General features: G+C 57.7%; 15 protein-coding genes. 11 read left to right on the top strand and 4 right to left on the bottom strand.

The window, feature by feature from the left end; translation table 11 throughout:
• The 8 genes from IJL83_04135 to IJL83_04100 form a co-directional block, all read left to right on the top strand.
• The coding region (locus IJL83_04135; protein ID MBQ6552786.1) for a glutamine synthetase type III at positions 1-857 on the top strand (857 nt) is incomplete at its 5' end.
• Positions 858-890: 33 nt separating this feature from the next.
• Positions 891-2645 carry an ammonium transporter gene (gene amt / locus IJL83_04130; GenBank protein MBQ6552785.1) on the top strand — a complete coding sequence of 585 codons (1755 nt, stop codon included), beginning with the start codon at positions 891-893 and terminating at the stop codon, positions 2643-2645.
• Positions 2646-2655: 10 nt separating this feature from the next.
• Positions 2656-4239 (top strand): asparagine synthase B, encoded by a 1584-nt coding sequence (gene asnB, locus IJL83_04125; GenBank protein MBQ6552784.1) that lies wholly within the window; start codon positions 2656-2658, stop codon positions 4237-4239.
• A 28-nt stretch (positions 4240-4267) separates the two neighbouring features.
• The gene (gene guaA, locus IJL83_04120) at positions 4268-5794 is read left to right on the top strand and encodes a glutamine-hydrolyzing GMP synthase (protein ID MBQ6552783.1); all 1527 of its coding nucleotides are present in this window, start codon (positions 4268-4270) and stop codon (positions 5792-5794) included.
• A gap of 32 nt (positions 5795-5826) precedes the next feature.
• The gene (locus tag IJL83_04115) at positions 5827-7437 is read left to right on the top strand and encodes a CTP synthase (protein MBQ6552782.1); all 1611 of its coding nucleotides are present in this window, start codon (positions 5827-5829) and stop codon (positions 7435-7437) included.
• Positions 7437-8852 carry an amidophosphoribosyltransferase gene (locus IJL83_04110; protein ID MBQ6552781.1) on the top strand — a complete coding sequence of 472 codons (1416 nt, stop codon included), beginning with the start codon at positions 7437-7439 and terminating at the stop codon, positions 8850-8852. The genes IJL83_04115 and IJL83_04110 overlap by 1 nt, the downstream gene beginning before the upstream one ends.
• Before the next feature lie 213 nt (positions 8853-9065).
• Positions 9066-9890, top strand: coding sequence for an RNA methyltransferase (locus IJL83_04105; protein MBQ6552780.1), 825 nt, complete (start codon positions 9066-9068; stop codon positions 9888-9890).
• A 10-nt stretch (positions 9891-9900) separates the two neighbouring features.
• Positions 9901-10461, top strand: coding sequence for a YgjV family protein (locus IJL83_04100; GenBank protein ID MBQ6552779.1), 561 nt, complete (start codon positions 9901-9903; stop codon positions 10459-10461).
• A gap of 69 nt (positions 10462-10530) precedes the next feature.
• Here IJL83_04100 and IJL83_04095 read toward each other — a convergent pair whose 3' ends face one another.
• Both IJL83_04095 and IJL83_04090 read right to left on the bottom strand, forming a co-directional pair.
• Positions 10531-12033, bottom strand: a complete 1503-nt coding sequence (locus IJL83_04095; protein MBQ6552778.1) for a response regulator — start codon at positions 12031-12033, stop codon at positions 10531-10533.
• A 161-nt stretch (positions 12034-12194) separates the two neighbouring features.
• Entirely contained in the window at positions 12195-12506 is a 312-nt protein-coding gene (locus tag IJL83_04090; protein MBQ6552777.1) for a hypothetical protein, read from the bottom strand.
• A gap of 213 nt (positions 12507-12719) precedes the next feature.
• On the opposite strand from IJL83_04090, the gene IJL83_04085 reads away from it, so the two are divergent.
• Together IJL83_04085 and IJL83_04080 are read left to right on the top strand one after the other, a co-directional pair.
• A complete protein-coding gene (locus tag IJL83_04085) occupies positions 12720-12995 on the top strand; it encodes a helix-turn-helix transcriptional regulator (protein MBQ6552776.1) in 276 nt (91 codons plus the stop codon).
• Between the two features lie 40 nt (positions 12996-13035).
• On the top strand, positions 13036-14355 hold the full coding sequence (locus IJL83_04080) for a glycosyltransferase (GenBank protein MBQ6552775.1): 1320 nt from the start codon (positions 13036-13038) through the stop codon (positions 14353-14355).
• Between the two features lie 120 nt (positions 14356-14475).
• Here the strand turns inward: IJL83_04080 and IJL83_04075 are convergent, their stop codons facing one another.
• Together IJL83_04075 and IJL83_04070 are read right to left on the bottom strand one after the other, a co-directional pair.
• The gene (locus tag IJL83_04075) at positions 14476-15360 is read right to left on the bottom strand and encodes a hypothetical protein (GenBank protein MBQ6552774.1); all 885 of its coding nucleotides are present in this window, start codon (positions 15358-15360) and stop codon (positions 14476-14478) included.
• Positions 15361-15521: 161 nt separating this feature from the next.
• Positions 15522-16859 carry a helix-turn-helix transcriptional regulator gene (locus tag IJL83_04070; GenBank protein MBQ6552773.1) on the bottom strand — a complete coding sequence of 446 codons (1338 nt, stop codon included), beginning with the start codon at positions 16857-16859 and terminating at the stop codon, positions 15522-15524.
• 297 nt (positions 16860-17156) lie between these two features.
• Here IJL83_04070 and IJL83_04065 point away from each other — a divergent pair, with 297 nt between their 5' ends.
• A complete protein-coding gene (locus tag IJL83_04065; protein ID MBQ6552772.1) occupies positions 17157-17360 on the top strand; it encodes a hypothetical protein in 204 nt (67 codons plus the stop codon).
• Positions 17361-17536 lie beyond the last annotated feature (176 nt).

The following is a 17536-nucleotide window of genomic DNA, read 5'->3' as shown; positions in this document are numbered from 1 at the left end:
CGCAGATGAAGCTCGGCGTCAGCGTGCTGCCGAGGTTCAACCGCGACACCACCGACCGCAACCGCACGTCCCCCTTCGCCTTCACCGGCAACAAGTTCGAGTTCCGCATGCTCGGCTCCTCCAACAGCATCGCCTGCGCCAACATCATGCTGAACGCCGCGGTGGCGGAGAGCTTGAAGATATACGCCGACCGCCTCGAGGGCGCCGACGATTTCGAGACCGCGCTGCACGATATGATCAAGAATACCATCAAGGATCACAAGCGCATCATCTTCAACGGCAACGGCTACGACGATTCCTGGATAAAGGAAGCCACCGAGGTGCGCGGACTGCTCAACTACCGCACGACCGCCGACTGCATGCCGCATCTGCTCGATAAGAAGAACGTGGATATGCTCACTTCGCACAAGGTCTTCACCGTCGAGGAGCTGAAATCCCGCTGCGACATAATGCTCGAGAACTACTGCAAGACGGTCACCATCGAGGCGAACACCATGGCGGATATGGCGAAAACGCTCATCGCTCCGGCGGTGGAAAAATACGCCGCCGATATCGCGAAAAACGCCGCGGCGAAGAAGGCGCTCGACTCCTCCGTCCCGTGCGCTTACGAAACCGGAATAGTCAGAAAGCTCTCCGAGCTTACCGACAGGATCGCGGAGAAGGTCGACGAGCTGCAGAGCGCGGAGATCTCCCTGCGCGACGCGGACGGCGTAATAGCCGAATCCGCGATGATCCGCGACAGCGTGCTGCCGAAGATGTGCGAGCTGCGCGTCGCCTGCGACGAAGCGGAAACGCTGACCGCGAGATCCTACTGGCCGTTCCCGACCTACGCCGACATACTGTTCAGCGTAAGATAAACCGCATTCATATAACTCACAGAGGTGATACCCATGTTGACTGAAGAAGTAACGAAATTGATACGGGATACCGCGTCCGGCGAAGTGTTCGGCGTGTGGTTCCTCATCGGCGCGGCGCTCGTGTTCTTTATGCAGGCGGGCTTCGCGATGGTCGAAACCGGCTTTACCCGCGCGAAGAACGCCGGCAATATCATAATGAAGAACCTGATGGATTTCTGCATCGGCACGGTAGTGTTCGTGCTCCTCGGCTTCTCGCTTATGATGGCGGAGGACTACGTGCTGGGCTTTATCGGAGTGCCGAATCTGGACATACTGACCGATTTCGGCGGATTTCTGAAAGGCGGCAACGCGCCGGTCTTCGTCTTCAACCTCGTCTTCTGCGCGACCGCGGCGACGATAGTTTCCGGCGCGATGGCGGAAAGGACGAAGTTCCTTTCCTACTGCATCTACTCCGGCGTCATCTCGCTTTTCGTTTATCCCGTAGAAGCGGGCTGGGTATGGAACGGCAGCGGCTGGCTCGCGAAGCTCGGCTTCCACGATTTCGCCGGCTCGGCGGCGATCCACTCCGTCGGCGGCATAACCGCGCTCATCGGCGCGATAATGGTCGGCCCGCGCCTCGGCAAGTATATCAAAGACAAGGCGGGAAAGGTCGGCAAGGTCAACGCCATCCCCGGCCACTCGATAACGCTCGGCGCGCTCGGCTGCTTCATTCTCTGGTTCGGCTGGTACGGCTTCAACGGCGCGGCGGCGTGGGATAACGAATCCCTCGCCTCCATCTTCGTCACTACCACGATAGCGCCCGCGGTCGCGACCTGCGTAACGATGATATTCACATGGCTGAAAAACGGCAAGCCGGACGTTTCCATGTGCATCAACGCGTCCCTCGCCGGCCTCGTTGGAATAACCGCCGGCTGCGACGCGCTCGACGCTTTCGGCTCGGTCGTCGTCGGCATCGTTTCGGGATTCCTCGTCGTCTTCGTCGTCGAGTTCCTCGACATAAAGCTGCATATCGACGACCCCGTCGGCGCGGTCGGCGTGCATCTCGCGAACGGCGTATGGGGCACGATAGCCGTCGGCCTGCTCGCTAATCCCTCCGCGCCCGCCGGGCTGGAAGGGCTGTTCTATACCGGCAGCTTCAGACTTCTCGGCGTGCAGTGCGTCGGCATAACCGCCATCCTCGCGTGGACCGCCGCCATGATGACCGCGACCTTCTTCGCGCTGAAAAAGACCGTCGGTCTGCGCGTCTCCGCGGAAGAGGAGATGAAGGGGCTCGACAAGACCGAGCACGGCCTGCCGAGCGCGTACGCCGACTTCGTGCCCGCGGTCGAGAGTCTGGATTACGGCTTTGAAGGCGCCGTCGCCGTGAGCGGCGAAACGCCGGTCGCGGAAGCGGTGCCGGTCAGGAAGGTGCCCGCGGTCGCAAGCGAGGGCCCGAAGTTCACGAAGGTCGAGATCGTCTGCAAGGAGCCGCGGTTCGAGGCGCTTAAAAACGCGATGATGGAGATAGGCATAACCGGCATGACGGTTTCCCACGTCCTCGGTTGCGGCGTCCAGAAGGGGCAGCCGGAATACTACCGCGGCGTCCCTGTCGAAGCCAACCTTCTGCCGAAGATACAGGTCGATATAGTCGTCAGCAAAGTGCCGGTGCGTATGGTCATAGAAACGGCGAAAAAGGTGCTTTACACCGGCCACATCGGCGACGGCAAGATATTCGTCTACGACGTCGAGAACGTCGTAAAGGTTCGTACGGGCGAGGAGGGCTACGACGCCCTTCAGGACGTGGAGTAGGTAAAGCGATATGTGTTCGATTTTCGGTTACTGCGGACCCGTCGCCGACGTCGGCGCGTTCATCGAGGGCTTCTCGCGCACGGTTTCGCGCGGGCCTGACGAGAGCCGCGTGACAAATACGGGCGAAGGTCTGCTCGCTTTTCACAGACTGTCCATAATGGGGCTCACGCCCTCCGGCATGCAGCCGTTCACGCTGAACGGCTGCTGCGCCGTGTGCAACGGAGAGCTTTACGGCTTTGAAGCGGAGCGCGCCCGCCTTATTGAAAAGGGCTATACGTTTAAGAGCGGCAGCGATTGCGAGATACTGCTCCCTATGTACTTCGAGTACGGAACGGATATGTTCGGGATGCTCGACGCGGAGTTCGCCTGCGTTATCTACGACGGCAGGACGGACGAATATATCGCCGCGCGCGATCCAATAGGCATACGCCCGCTGTATTACGGCCGCGACAAAAACGGCGTAATTATGTTCGCGAGCGAGGCGAAAAACCTCGTCGGCCTCGCGGATAAGATAATGCCGTTCCCTCCGGGGCACTATTACAAAGACGGCGAATTCGTCTGCTACCGCGATATCGCGAAGGTGGACGCCGTCTGCGAAGACGGGCTCGAGACCGCCTGCCGCAACATCCGCGAAAAGCTCGTCGCCGGCGTCGAGAAGCGTCTCGTCGCCGACGCGAAGGTCGGCTTCCTGCTTTCGGGCGGGCTCGATTCCTCACTCGTCTGCGCTATCGCGGCGAAGAAGAGCGAAAAGCCGATCCGCACCTTCGCCATCGGCATGAGCGGGGACGCGATCGACCTGAAATACGCCCGTCAGGCCGCCGACTACATCGGCGCGGAGCACACGGAGGTCTATATGACTCCGGAGGAGGTCGTCGCCTCGCTCGAGGACGTCGTCCGCCTGCTCGGCACCTACGACATAACCACCGTCCGCGCAAGTATGGGAATGTACCTCGTATGCAAGGCGATACACGAGAAGACTGATATCCGCGTGCTTCTGACCGGCGAAATATCGGACGAGCTTTTCGGGTATAAATACACCGATTTCGCGCCGAACGCCGCGGAGTTCCAGCGGGAAGCGGAGAAGCGCGTGCGCGAGCTGCACATGTACGACGTGCTCCGCGCCGACCGCTGCATCTCCGTCAACTCGCTCGAAGCGCGCGTACCCTTCGGCGACCTCGATTTCGTCAAGTACGTCATGGAGCTCGACCCCGGGATAAAAATGAACGTATACGGCAAGGGGAAATACCTGCTCCGTCACGCCTTCGAGGGCTTCGGCTATCTGCCGGACGGCATCCTCTGGCGCGAAAAGGCGGCGTTCTCCGACGCGGTCGGGCATTCGATGGTCGACTACCTGAAGGAGTACGCGGAGAGCGTATACACCGACGCGGAGTTCGAGAGCAGGCGCGTTAAGTACGGCCACGCACGCCCCTTCACGAAGGAGTCTCTGCTCTACCGCGAGATATTCGAGAAGTATTACCCCGGGCAGTCGGAGATGATAGCCGGTTTCTGGATGCCCAACAAATCGTGGGAGGGCTGCGACGTCGACGATCCCTCCGCGCGCGTGCTTTCAAACTACGGCGAAAGCGGAAAATAAAACAAACCCGTTAGGAGATTTTGCGCCAATGGAAAAGATCCTCGTTCTCGATTTCGGCGGTCAGTACGACCTGCTGATAGCGCGCCGTGTGCGCGAAAACGGCGTCTTCGCCGAGATCAGACCATATAACAAAATAACTCTTGAGGAGATCAAAGAGGCGGGATACAAGGGAGTGATATTCACCGGCGGGCCGAACAGCGTCTGCGGCGAAGGCGCTCCGCGTTACGACGGGGATATACTGTCGCTCGGCGTTCCCGTGCTCGGCATCTGCTACGGCCACCAGCTCATCGCGTATATGGCGGGCGGAACCGTCGAGTCCGCGCGGAGCGCGAGCGAATACGGCAAGACGGAGGTGCGCTTCGGCGCGAGCCCGCTTTTCGAGGGCGTTCCCGGGAAGAGCGTCTGCTGGATGAGCCACACCGATTACGTTTCGAAGGCGCCCGCGGGCTTTGAGGTGACCGCGAAAACGGACGGCTGCCCTTGCGCGGCGATGGCTGACGAAAGCCGCCGCATATACGGCGTGCAGTTTCACCCCGAGGTGACGCACACGGAATACGGAAAGCTGATACTGCGCAATTTCCTCTTCGGCGTCTGCGGCTGCGCGGGCGACTGGAAGATGGACGATTTCATCGAGAAGACGGTAGAGAAATACAGGAAAGAGCTGAAAGGGAAAAAGGTCTTATGCGCGCTTTCCGGCGGGGTGGATTCCTCCGTCGCTGCGGTGCTGATGCACCGCGCCGTCGGGGACGCGCTGACCTGCGTTTTCGTCGACCACGGGCTGCTGCGCAAGGACGAAGGCGACGACGTCGAGCGCGTTTTCAGAGAGCGGTTCAATATGAAGCTCGTGCGCGTGAACGCGGAAGAGAGATTCCTCGCCAAACTCAAGGGCGTGCGCGAACCGGAAAAGAAGCGCAGGATAATCGGAGAGGAGTTCATACGCGTCTTTGAGGACGAGAGCAGAGCGCTCGGCAAAACGGATTATCTCGTTCAGGGCACCATCTATCCCGATATAGTCGAGAGCGGCAAGGGCGACGCGTCCGCGATAAAGAGCCACCACAACGTCGGCGGCCTGCCGTCGGTGATGGACTTCGAGGGCATAGTCGAGCCGCTGAATGAACTTTTCAAAGACGAGGTGCGGGAGGTCGGGCTGAAACTCGGCATACCCGAAAAGCTGGTAATGCGCCAGCCGTTCCCCGGCCCCGGGCTCGCGGTGCGCATCATCGGCGATATCACGAAGGAGAAGGCGGATACCCTCCGCGCCGCCGACGCGATATTCAGAGAAGAGCTCGAGGCGGCGGGCGTGAAGGCGAGCCAGTATTTCGCCGTGCTGACCGATACGCAGAGCGTCGGCGTTATGGGCGACGCGCGCACCTACGACCATACCGTCGCGCTCCGCGCCGTTACCACGGACGACTTTATGACCGCCGACTGGGCGAGGGTGCCTTACGGCGTTCTCGAAGCCGCCTCCCGCCGCATAACCAACGAGGTCGGAACGATAAACCGCGTGGTCTACGATATAACTTCAAAGCCGCCGGCGACGGTGGAATGGGAATAGGCGTGAGAAGACCTGAACAGGGAGGAATCGGTATGACAAAGTATATTTTCGTAACGGGCGGAGTCGTTTCCGGACTCGGCAAGGGAATTACCGCCGCTTCGCTCGGCAGACTGCTGAAAGCGCGCGGGCTGAAGGTCGCGGCGCAGAAGCTCGATCCGTACATCAACGTCGATCCGGGCACGATGAGCCCGTATCAGCACGGCGAGGTCTACGTCACCGACGACGGCGCGGAGACCGACCTCGACCTCGGTCATTACGAGCGCTTCATAGACGAGGATCTTAACAAGTATTCCAACCTTACCACCGGCAAGGTCTACTGGAATGTGCTGAACAAGGAGCGCCGCGGCGAATACCTCGGCTCGACCGTTCAGGTCATCCCGCATATCACCAACGAGATAAAGGAGTTCGTCTACAACGTCGGCAAGCACTCCGACGCCGACGTCGTCATCACCGAGATAGGCGGCACGATCGGAGATATCGAATCCCAGCCGTTCATCGAGGCGGCGAGGCAGATTTCGCTCGAGGTCGGGCGCGAAAACAGTCTTTTCATACACGTCACGCTCGTTCCGTACCTGCACGGCTCGGAGGAGCACAAGACGAAGCCGACCCAGCACTCCGTCAAGGAGCTGCAGGGGATGGGCGTCAATCCGAACATAATCATCCTGCGCTGCGATGAGCCGCTCGAAGAGAGCATATTCGACAAGATATCGCTCTTCTGCAACGTCAAGAAGGACTGCGTTATAGAGAACATCACGCTGCCGAATCTTTACGAAGCGCCGCTGATGCTTGAGAAGTCGGGCTTCTCCGCGGTCGTCTGCCGCGAACTCGGGCTGAACGCGGGCGAACCCGATCTTGCCGACTGGTCGGCGATGGTGGCGCGGATAAAGGCGAGGCCCTACACGGTGCATATCGGGCTGGTCGGCAAATACGTCGCGCTTCACGACGCGTATCTTTCCGTCGCCGAGGCGATGCGCCACGCGGGCTACTACTACAACACTCACATAAAGATACACTGGATAGATTCCGAAGCCGTCACCGAGGAGAACGCGGAAGAGACCTTCGCCGGCCTCGACGGAATAATCGTGCCCGGCGGCTTCGGCGGCCGCGGCGTCGAAGGAATGATAACCGCCGCGGAGTACGCGCGCGAGAAGCGGCTGCCTTATTTCGGCATCTGCCTCGGTATGCAGATCGCGGTCATCGAATACGCCAGAAACGTCGCCGGCATCGCGGACGCGAACTCCGGCGAGTTCGACGAGAACTGCGCCCATAAGGTAATCGACTTCATGCCCGGCCAGAGCGACGAGGTCGACAAGGGCGGCACGCTCCGGCTCGGCGCGTACCCGTGCGATATTGCCCCGGGCACGACCATGGAACGCTGCTACGGAACGCCGCGCATCAGCGAACGCCACCGCCACCGCTACGAGTTCAACAACGACTACCGCGGCGTTTTGAGCGAATGCGGGCTGACGCTCAGCGGCACGTCGCCGGACGGACTTCTCGTCGAAACGGTCGAGCTTACCGAACGCCCGTTCTACGTCGGCGTTCAGTACCACCCGGAGTTCAAATCCCGCCCGAATAAGCCGCACCCGCTCTTCCTCGGCTTCATCGGCGCGGCGTTCAGGCATTCAGGAAAGGGCGAATAATGGGTATACGCGAAGAATGCGGCGTCTTCGGCATGATGTCGGAAACGCCGACGGACGCGGCGGGCCTCTGCTACTACGGGCTTTACGCCCTGCAGCACAGAGGTCAGGAAAGCTGCGGCATTGTCGTCGGCGACGGCGGCGTGTTTACGTCGCGCAAGGATCTCGGCGTCGTCGGCGACGTCTTCACTCCGGAAACGCTTGCGTCGTTCCCGAAGGGGACGATCGCGGTCGCGCACGTGCGCTACGGTACCACCGGCGGAACCGACCGCCGCAACTGCCAGCCGATAGAAGTCAACCACCGCAAGGGCTGTATGGCGATCGCGCATAACGGCAACCTCTCCAACGCCGCGGAGCTGCGCTCCGCGCTGGAGCGTTCCGGCGCGATATTCCATACCACGAGCGACACCGAAACGATCGCGTATATAATCACGAGGGAGCGCCTCGCCGCGCCGTCGACGGAAGAAGCGGTCAGCCGCGCGATGGATATTCTGCAGGGCGCGTACTCGCTCGTGATAATGTCTCCGCAAAAGCTCGTCTGCGCCAGAGATCCGCACGGCTTCCGCCCGCTCTGCTACGGAAAAACCGAAGACGGAACGTACGTCGCCGCCTCCGAAAGCTGTGCGCTGACCGCGGTCGGCGCGGAGTTCGTGCGGGATATCGAGCCGGGCGAGATACTCGTTTTCGGCAAAGACGGTATTGAATCCCGCCGCGAGCACTGCGGAAAAGCGGAGAAGAAGCTCTGCGTTTTTGAGTATATCTACTTTGCGCGTCCCGATTCCGTCGTCGACGGGCGGTCGGTGTCCGCGGCGCGGATAAACGCCGGCAGGGTGCTCGCGCGGACGCACCGGGTCAACGCCGATCTCGTTATCGGCGTGCCGGACTCCGGTATCGACGCCGCCCTCGGTTACAGCCGCGAATCCGGCATACCCTACGATACCGGGCTCGTCAAGAATAAATACGTCGGCAGGACCTTCATCGCGCCGAAGGGCAGGGGCGATATGGTGAGCTTAAAGCTTTCGGCGGTAAGAGAAGTCGTGAGCGGCAAGCGTATCGTGCTTATCGACGACTCGATCGTCCGCGGAACGACCTGCGCGCGCATCGTTTCTCTGCTCAGAAGCGCGGGTGCGAAGGAGATACATATGCGCGTTTCCGCGCCGCCGTTCCGCTTCCCGTGCTTCTACGGAACGGATATAGACTCGCGTGAAAACCTGATCGCGTGTCACCATTCGATCCCCGAGATCGCGGAGATAATCGGCGCCGACTCCCTCGGCTACCTGCCCGTCGGGTGCCTTTGCGAGCTGGCCGGTAACTCCGGTTACTGCAGCGCGTGCTTCGACGGCAGATATCCGACAAAAATACCCGCGGACACAAGAAAAAACCGTTTTGAACAAAGTTTTTCCGAACAATTCAAATAATAGATTATCGGATTTCTTCAAACTTTAGTTATGATACAAATGCAATCGCCGCATCAAAAAGCGGACTGACACCGTCAGCCCGCTTTTTCGCCGATACCGGTAATTATAACGAGTCGCTGCCCGCTTTGTGCTTATTATTGACAAACACTGATCCGGTTGTTAAAATATGCTTGTGCTTATACTGCGCAAAAACATACAGAAAGAACCGACACTATGCCGAACATAATCGAAGTTACAGACCTCTCCGCGCCGGGACTTGAAGACTACGCGAAGCTGACCGAGCGCGAGCTCTTCCATCAGAACAAGCCCGAATGCGGCATATTCATCGCCGAGAGCCCGAACGTCATACACCGCGCGCTCGACGCGGGCTTCACGCCGCTTTCGCTGCTGATGGAACGCAGTCAGATCGCCAAGACCGCCGACGTGCTCGAACGCTGTGGGGATATACCGCTTTACACCTCCTCGATGGAGGTGCTTTCCGAGTTGACCGGCTTCAAACTGACGCGCGGAGTCCTCTGCGCCATGCGGCGCAAGCCGGAGCTGTCCGCCGAAGAAGTACTGCGCGGCGCGACCCGCGTTACCGTTCTCGAAAACGTCGTAAACCCGACGAACCTCGGCGCGATATACCGCTCTGCCGCGGCGCTCGGCATGGACGCGGTGCTGCTGACTCCCGGCTGCTGCGATCCGCTTTACCGCCGCTGCATCCGCGTCAGCATGGGCACCGTTTTCCAGACGCCGTGGGCGCACGTCGGCGAAGAAACGACCGACTGGCCGCACCCCGGCCTCGAAATACTGAAGGAACACGGCTTCAAGACCGTCGCGATGGCGCTGAAAAACGACTCCGTCGCCATCGACTCCCCCGCGCTCGCCGCGGAGGAAAAGCTCGCTATAATACTCGGCACAGAGGGCGACGGGCTCGCCGAAGCTACCGTCGCCGCCTGCGACTATACAGTGAAGATTCCGATGTCCCACGGCGTCGACTCGCTCAACGTTGCCGCCGCGAGCGCGATCGCCTACTGGCAGCTGGGAAACAGATGAGGAGCGGCGAATGAACGATATTATAGTCGGCAACGTTTGCAGTCTTTGCGCCGCCGTCACGGATTCGATAAGCGGCACGCAGAAGAAGCACAACCGCATGCTCGCCTTCCAGACGCTGAGCCAGGTCTTTTACGGCGTCGGCACGATAATCCTGAAGGGCTACAGCAGCACCGTGCAGAACGGCGTCGCGATACTCCGCAACTTCGCCGCGATGAAGCGGATAAAGAGCAAGGCAGTCGAATGGATACTCATCCTGCTCGGCGTCGCGCTCGGGATCGTTTTCAACAACCTCGGCCTGCTCGGCTGGCTGCCGATCGCCGCGAACCTCGAATACTCGATCGCCGTGTTTCAGTTCAAGGAAAACGTTCGCCTGCTGAAGATCGCGTTTATAATAAACATGCTGATGTACCTCACCTTCAGCATTATGATAAAGAATTACATCGCCGCCGTCGCGAACGTCGTCGTCGCGGTCATAACCGCGATCGCACTGATAAAGGGCGAGCCCGAAGCCGCGGACGGATCCGAAGCGGAAGAGAAAAACGAAGAATCGCAAACGGCAGACGAAGAATAAAAGCGTATATGCAAAGGATCCGAATCCCGCGCGGTTCGGATCCTTTTGTTATTCCTGTGTCGGCAGCGGTCAGATAAGCCCCTGCTCTTTCTTATCCATAACGCTCTTCAGCGTGGAGAACATATCCCCGACGTTCAGCGGCTTGGCGATATGACCGTTCATACCCGCTTCCTCCGCCGTCGCAATATCCTCGCGGAAGGCATTGGCGGTCATTGCGATGATCGGTATCCTCGAAAGCGTCGGATCGGGAAGCGAACGAATCGCGCGCGCGGCTGAATAGCCGTCCATAACAGGCATCTGAACGTCCATCAGAATCACGTCGTAATAACCGCCTTCTGAACCGGCGACCTTGTCGACCGCGATCTGACCGTTTTCCGCCTTGTCGATCGCGAAGCCCGCTCGCGTCAGCAGCAGATTCGCTATTTCCATATTTATCGCATTATCCTCGACAAGCAGTGCGCGGAGTCCGTCGAATCTGATCGCGGCTTCGCTCTTCACCTTCGTCTCCTCCGGCTTCTCTAACGGGAGGGATATGTTGATTATGAATTCGGTGCCCTTGCCCTTTTCGGTGACGACGTCTATCCTGCCGTCCATCATATCGAGGATACTTTTGGTTATCGACATTCCGAGCCCGGTGCCCTGGATCTTGCTGACCGTCGAAGTCCGCTCGCGCTCGAACGGCGAGAACAAATTCTCGACAAAGCCCGGATCCATGCCGATACCCGTATCTTTTACGCGGATCTCATAATTGCCGGTATCCCCTTCCCTCGACATCTGCCTCAGGCCGAGCGTGACGACGCCGTTTTCACCGGTGAACTTGCCGGCGTTGCCCAAAAGATTCATAAGCACTCTGGTCAGCAGGTTTTTATCGCATAGCACCCACTTATCCTTCACGTCGCTCGACAGCATGAATGTGATCTTCTTTTCGTTCAGCTGCGGCTTGATCACCTCGCCCGCCTCGCGAACGCATTCTTCGAGGTCTATGCGAAGCGGCTCGAGCTCTATCTTGCCGCTTTCGATGCGGCTCATTTCCAGAACGTCGTTGACGATAGCCAGGAGCTGACGGCTCGCCGTATCGATCTTATTGACGTACTCAAGCTGTTTTTCCGGCGACTTCTCTTTTTTCGCGAGCGTCGTGTAGCCGATTATCGCGTTCAGCGGAGTGCGCAGGTCGTGGGTCATGTTGGAAAGGAAAAACGTCTTCGCTCTGTTCGCTTCCTCGGCCGCAGAAAGCTGCGCTTCAAGGTGCTCGTTTTCCTGCACCCTGCTGACCGTTCGCTGTATCAGCCACAGCATAACGAAAACGAAAATGCTTCCGCCGAAGAGAATAGCCGATATTATTATATCCGGCTTGCCGAATATGCCGACGGCGAGGTAGCCCGCCAGAAACAACACCAGCAGCAATATCGGGAGGTTCAGCACGCGGCGCTCCTTGTCCCAATTCCCGCGCTTGCGTACCCTGCGCGCAAAGCGCACGTAAAGAAAGATATTATACGCCATAAGCGCGCTTCCCGCAAACACCATGAAATTAATCAGATATTCGGAAGTTATCAGTTGCTTCAGAAAGTCCATATCTTCGTCCGTTCCCCTAAAAGCAAGATTTTAATGCATTTTTATAGTTCGATTATATCCCCGGAAAACGTTTAAGTCAATATATTTTCTCTATAATAATCTTTCTCTATAATAATCCGCCGCCCCTTAAATTAAGGGACGGCGGATTTCCTGCGCCGCGTTTATGAGATATATCCGTTTTCGTCAAGTTCGCCGCAGATGACGTTTTCGACCGTTTTTGTCGCGCGATCGAAATACACGGCAATATAACGGCCGTCCATCGTCCAGATGCTGCCGTATAACCCGCTGAAAAAGCTCGACGGCTCGCCCCACCACGCGACGAGGTCCGCTTCCTTCACTCCTTCGAGCGCTTCGGTCAGCTCCTCCGTCGACATCGTGAACGCCTCGGCCTTGTCCTTCACGTTCTTTCCGCCGCAGGCGGCGAGCGCGAGCAGCAGCGCCGCGCAGAGAATAATCACAACGATCTTTTTCATAAACTCATCCCTCCGGATAAGAGACTCGGCAATCGGCGAAGTATTACAAAAAACGCCGAAAAATCATCCTTTGCGATTATATCACGCGCCCCTTCGGCTTGTCAAGCGCACAAACCGCGCGTTATTATAACGAAACAAAAACTTCTATTTCGTATACTTTATTTGACAAATAGGAAAAAAGTGTTATAATTCATACCTTGTGAGGTGAAAAGCATGCGCACGAAAAACGAAATTGCCGAAAACGGCTGCGAATATTCCTACGACAAGCTCTGGAAGCTGCTCATAGACCGCAAGCTTCGCAAGAAGGACCTGCAGAAGCTGACTCACATCAGCCCCGCGGTCATCGCGAAGATGGGGCGCGGCGAGGCGGTCAACCTCTCCACGCTGGGCAAGATATGCGTCGTGCTCGAATGCGGGCTTTCCGACGTCGTAGATATCGTCAAGAAGGTCAAGCCGAAAAAACGCAGAGGCAAGACCGCGATAGTATAATTAAAGGCGCGCCGGTATTCCGGCCGCGAAAAGAGGACATATGAACGTTACGATAATCTGCGAGGTTCTGGGCGAAGCGAATAACGGCACCTCCGTCGCCGCCTATAACCTAATAAACCACCTTAAAGCAAAAGGTCACAACGTCAAGGTCGTCTGTCCGGACGAAGACAAGCGCGGACAGGACGGCTGGTACGTGCTGCCGCAAAAAAACTTCGGCGCGATCATAAATCGGATGCTCAAACGCAACGGCGTCGTTATGCCCAAGTTCAGCAAAGACATAATCGGCGAAGCGATAAAAGACGCCGACGTCGTGCACATTATGATACCGCTCTTCATGGCGCGGAAATGCTCGAAGTTCGTCAAGCGCGCTGGCAAGCCGATCACGGCGGGCTTCCACGCGCAGGCGGAGAATTTCACGTCGCACATCGGACTGATGGGCTCGCGCGTCATCAATAATATTATCTACCGCTGGTATTACGGCAATCTCTACAAGCGCGCCGACTGCATACACTACCCGACGCAGTTCATCCGCGACGTTTTCGAGAAGCAGATCGGCAGAAAGACCAACGGCGCAGTCATCTCCAACGGCGTCAACGACTGCTTCAAGCCCGCTCCCGCGGAGAAGCCGGAGGAGTACCGCGACAAGTTCTGCGTGCTTTTCACGGGCAGGTTCTCGAAGGAGAAGTCGCATAAGGTGCTGCTCAAAGCGGCCGCTAAATCGAAGTACGCCGACCGCATACAGCTCTTCTTCGCAGGCAACGGGCCGACCGAAAAGCGCGTTATGCGCATGGGCGAAAAGCGCCTCCCCAACGCGCCGGTCATCGGCTTTTACTCCCGCGAAGAGCTTGTCCGGCTCATCAACTCCTGCGACCTCTACTGCCACCCCGCCGAGGTAGAGATCGAAGCGATCGCCTGCCTCGAAGCGATATGCTGCGGACTAGTCCCCGTCATCGCTGATTCGCCGAAATGCGCGACAAAGAACTTCGCGCTCGACGGGCGCTGCCTGTTCAAAGTCAACGACAGCGCCGATCTGGCGAAAAAGATAGACAACTTCATCGAGCATCCCGAGGAACGCGCCGCGCTGCGCGAGCGCTATCTGCGCGAAAGCGCCGCCTTCGACCAGCGGACGTGTATGGAGCAGATGGAGCAGATGCTTCTCAACGTCACCGCGAGGGCGAAGGCCGCGGAAAGCGCGAAGGCGATCGCCGCCGCCGAGGCGAAGACCGCCGCGGCGCGCGAAAGAGCCCGCGTCAACGCCGGAGCCGAAGCGCTCGGCGAGCTTTTCGACGCCTCCGAGCCCGAGCTTGAAGACGCCGAAGAGTCGGAGTACGGCGATTGCGATGCCGCCGCCAAACGCTGACGAGCGTGCCTATATGAACGACTCGGGCGCGACTGCAAGAGCCGCGCCCGAAAATCATATGATTTATATTACGTAAACCGACTGAAAGATCCGATACCCGCGCACCGATTGTCCGATGCGTCAGTCGACAACAGCCACTAAAAGCGCCAGGGTATTCTGATAACCGTCGCTGTTCAGTATCTGCGCCTCGACCGTGATCTCTTTTTCTCCTCTGAAATAATCGAAACGCGACGAGTTAAAGATATTATCGGTTTCCGGAGCCGCCGTGATGACCTGTCCGTATTTTCCAAGGTAGTCGTATATCTTCCCTTCGTCCGCAACTTTCAGACAGACGTCGAAAGCGGCCTTCGCCAACGCGTTTATATCGTCCGCCGTGGCGTCGGAAATATAAGTGACCATCACCTTGTCTCTCTTCCTGGTATAAGAGTATTCGTAGCTGCCGAAAGAAGTTTCTATATCGTCGAACGTGAAGCCGAAGACCTCTTTCATTATCTCCGTCTTGCGTTCGTCGGTAGGCGGCGCTACGTAGTTCGTGCCGCCGCCGCTGTATTTGACGGTGTAACCGCGGAATTCTTTTTCCATTTCCTCGATCGCGTCTTCGACCTTCGTGTAATCCTTGAAACCCTGATCGATGCGGAAGTTCGTCTTATCCGAACTCCAGACCGCCTGCCAGCCGCCGCCTTCAAGCTCGGCCTTTACGTCTTCATAATCAGACGCGCTCTTCAGATAGTATACGTTATCTCTGACGGTGCATTTCCCGTCGGAGTCGAATTCGTATACCGCCTGGATCTCTTTGACGCGCCAATACTTTTCGGCCTGCGAGCCGACGTTCGGCGCATAAATATCGCTCTCAACGCCCACGACGGCGCCGGACGTATCGCCGTTGCCGCTTGCACCCTGCTGCCCGCCGCTTCCTCCGGGTTCGCCGCTGCTTGAGCCGCTTCCGCACGCAGCCAGGCCGAATACCATTACAGCAATTAAGAGCACAGCAAGAACTTTTTTCATAATAACGTTTCTCTCCTTTTCGTTTTGATATTCTTTATTTTACATTTATGCACGGCGGTTTTGAACTCGGACATTTGGGTGAGATAGCCGTTTTTTTCGAAAAAGCAATAAATCGACGCCATCCGGTGTGCCGGACGGCGTCGATCTGATATGTATTGAGCTTATTCATTATCCGCGTCGACCTCAGCGACGCCGAAGAGCTTGAAAAGCTCGACGCGGCTGTTTATCCCCAGCTTTTTGTAAAGCTCCGAAGTGTGCGTTTTCACCGTCGATTCGGAAAGCCCGAGCTCACCGGATATCTGCCTGCGCGTTCGCGCCGCCAGCAGCAGCGTCGCCACTTCCTTCTGGCGCGGCGTCAGCCCGTATCCGCTGAAGCGATCCGCCGCTTCGACTTTTTCGCCGATGAGCGCCATATCCTCCATACGCAGTCCGTCGAGCCAGGAGGATGAAAACAAGTCCTTATAACTGAACGGCAACGTCAGCAAGAACAAAAACAGCATCACTACGATATATACGAGCGCCACGACCGGCAGCGCGGACGGTATATACGCCGCCGTTATCTCGTCCGAGATTGTGGTTATCGGCGAAAGGATCACAAATATCACGGTGCAGCGTTTGAGCAGCTTATAGCTTGCGTAGCGCCGCTGGGCGCAGGCGAGCATATACAGACTCAGCGGCCATCCGAGTATAGAAAGCCCGCAGAAAAGATGATGCGGAAGCGCGCTGCCGAGCTGCGGAGAGATGACCGTAAGCGTTCCCGCCGTGACCGCCAGCGCGAAGAAAAGCGTCCACAGATGCCACACGTTCAGGCGGAGCTTGGCAAGCGCGATGAAGAGTATCGCTGCGGCGGCGACGATCCCGGCGATGAAAACGACGTACGCTTTCCGGTCCGTTTCATCGCAGATATGGTAAAGATAGCCGTCTATCCCGAAGTATCCGATCATGAACGCAAGCGCCCAATACAGACCGCGCGCGTCGCTCTTGCTGTATTCTTTTTTCGCGTGGAGATCCTCCTCACGGAAGCACAGCAGACAAACCGAAAGCGCTGCGGCGAGCAGAAGCGGCAGTATCACGGTCACCGCCGGCCCGCGCAGGTCGAAAGCGTCAAGCAGGTATACGCCGGCGACCGCTACGGTCATAAGCGATATCCCCGTCAGACGCTCCGCGTTATTTGCCGCGAAAGCGTAGCCGCATCTCGCGCAGGTCACCGCTCCGCCGAGCCCCGCCATAGCTATTATCCCGAAAGCAAGGCGAAGCGTGCCGTCCTGCACAAGGACGAACGGGACAAAGCCCACTCCCATAACGGCGACTGATATGCGGATCAGCCGTCTGAATCGCTCTGACCAGAGCAGCATCACGATCAGAGAGCCGATCATATGCCCGACGTATATCACCGTCTTGCCAGGCAGTCCCAGCACCTTAACGTCAACAACGAGAAAACTCTCCCAGACCGCATAAAGCATCAGTTCAAAAGTATAAGCGAGAGAATAAATCAGCATTCGCGGCCGTATCTTCTTTATATTTATGCCGCCTCCACGCCCTGCTTCTGTGGAGAAAATCTTTCCTATTTTGCTCAAATAGTTACTCATCGCACCCTCCGAAATAATCAAATATCGATCGCGTGTGATTTGAATTGAGTATATCATATCGCTTTTACTTTTTCAAGCATAAATGAAGCGGCGCTTTTACGCGTTATAAACATCTTCCAATTCCTCCCGGCATAGTGTATACTCTTGTTGTATTTACAAACTGCGCCGGAAACTCCCGGCGGAAAGATAAAGAATCAAGGGGGAAATATGAGCGTTAAGAAAAATCTCGTCCGCCGCCTGCTCTGCGCGGCGTTCGCGGCGATCCTGCTCGTCTCCGCCGCGACGCGCGAAAGAGCTCGCGTCAACGCCGGAGCCGAAGCGCTCGGCGAGCTTTTCGACGCCTCCGAGCCCGAGCTTGAAGACGCCGAAGAGTCGGAGTACGGCGATTGCGATGCCGCCGCCAAACGCTGACGAGCGCGCCTATATGAATAACACGAACGCCCTGTCAAAAGGGCGCGCAAATTAGGGATAAGTCGGGTTTTGAACGGCTGTTTCCCGCCCATGCTTCACAAAAAACAGCGGCCATACATCAAGTATGACCGCTGTTTTGTTGTTTTGCCTGAACGATAAACATCTCGTTCAAAACT

The organism is Clostridia bacterium, assembly GCA_017438525.1.
Taxonomy (GTDB): Bacteria; Bacillota; Clostridia; order Oscillospirales; family RGIG8002; genus RGIG8002.
This window is presented reverse-complemented; position numbering and strand designations above follow the sequence as displayed.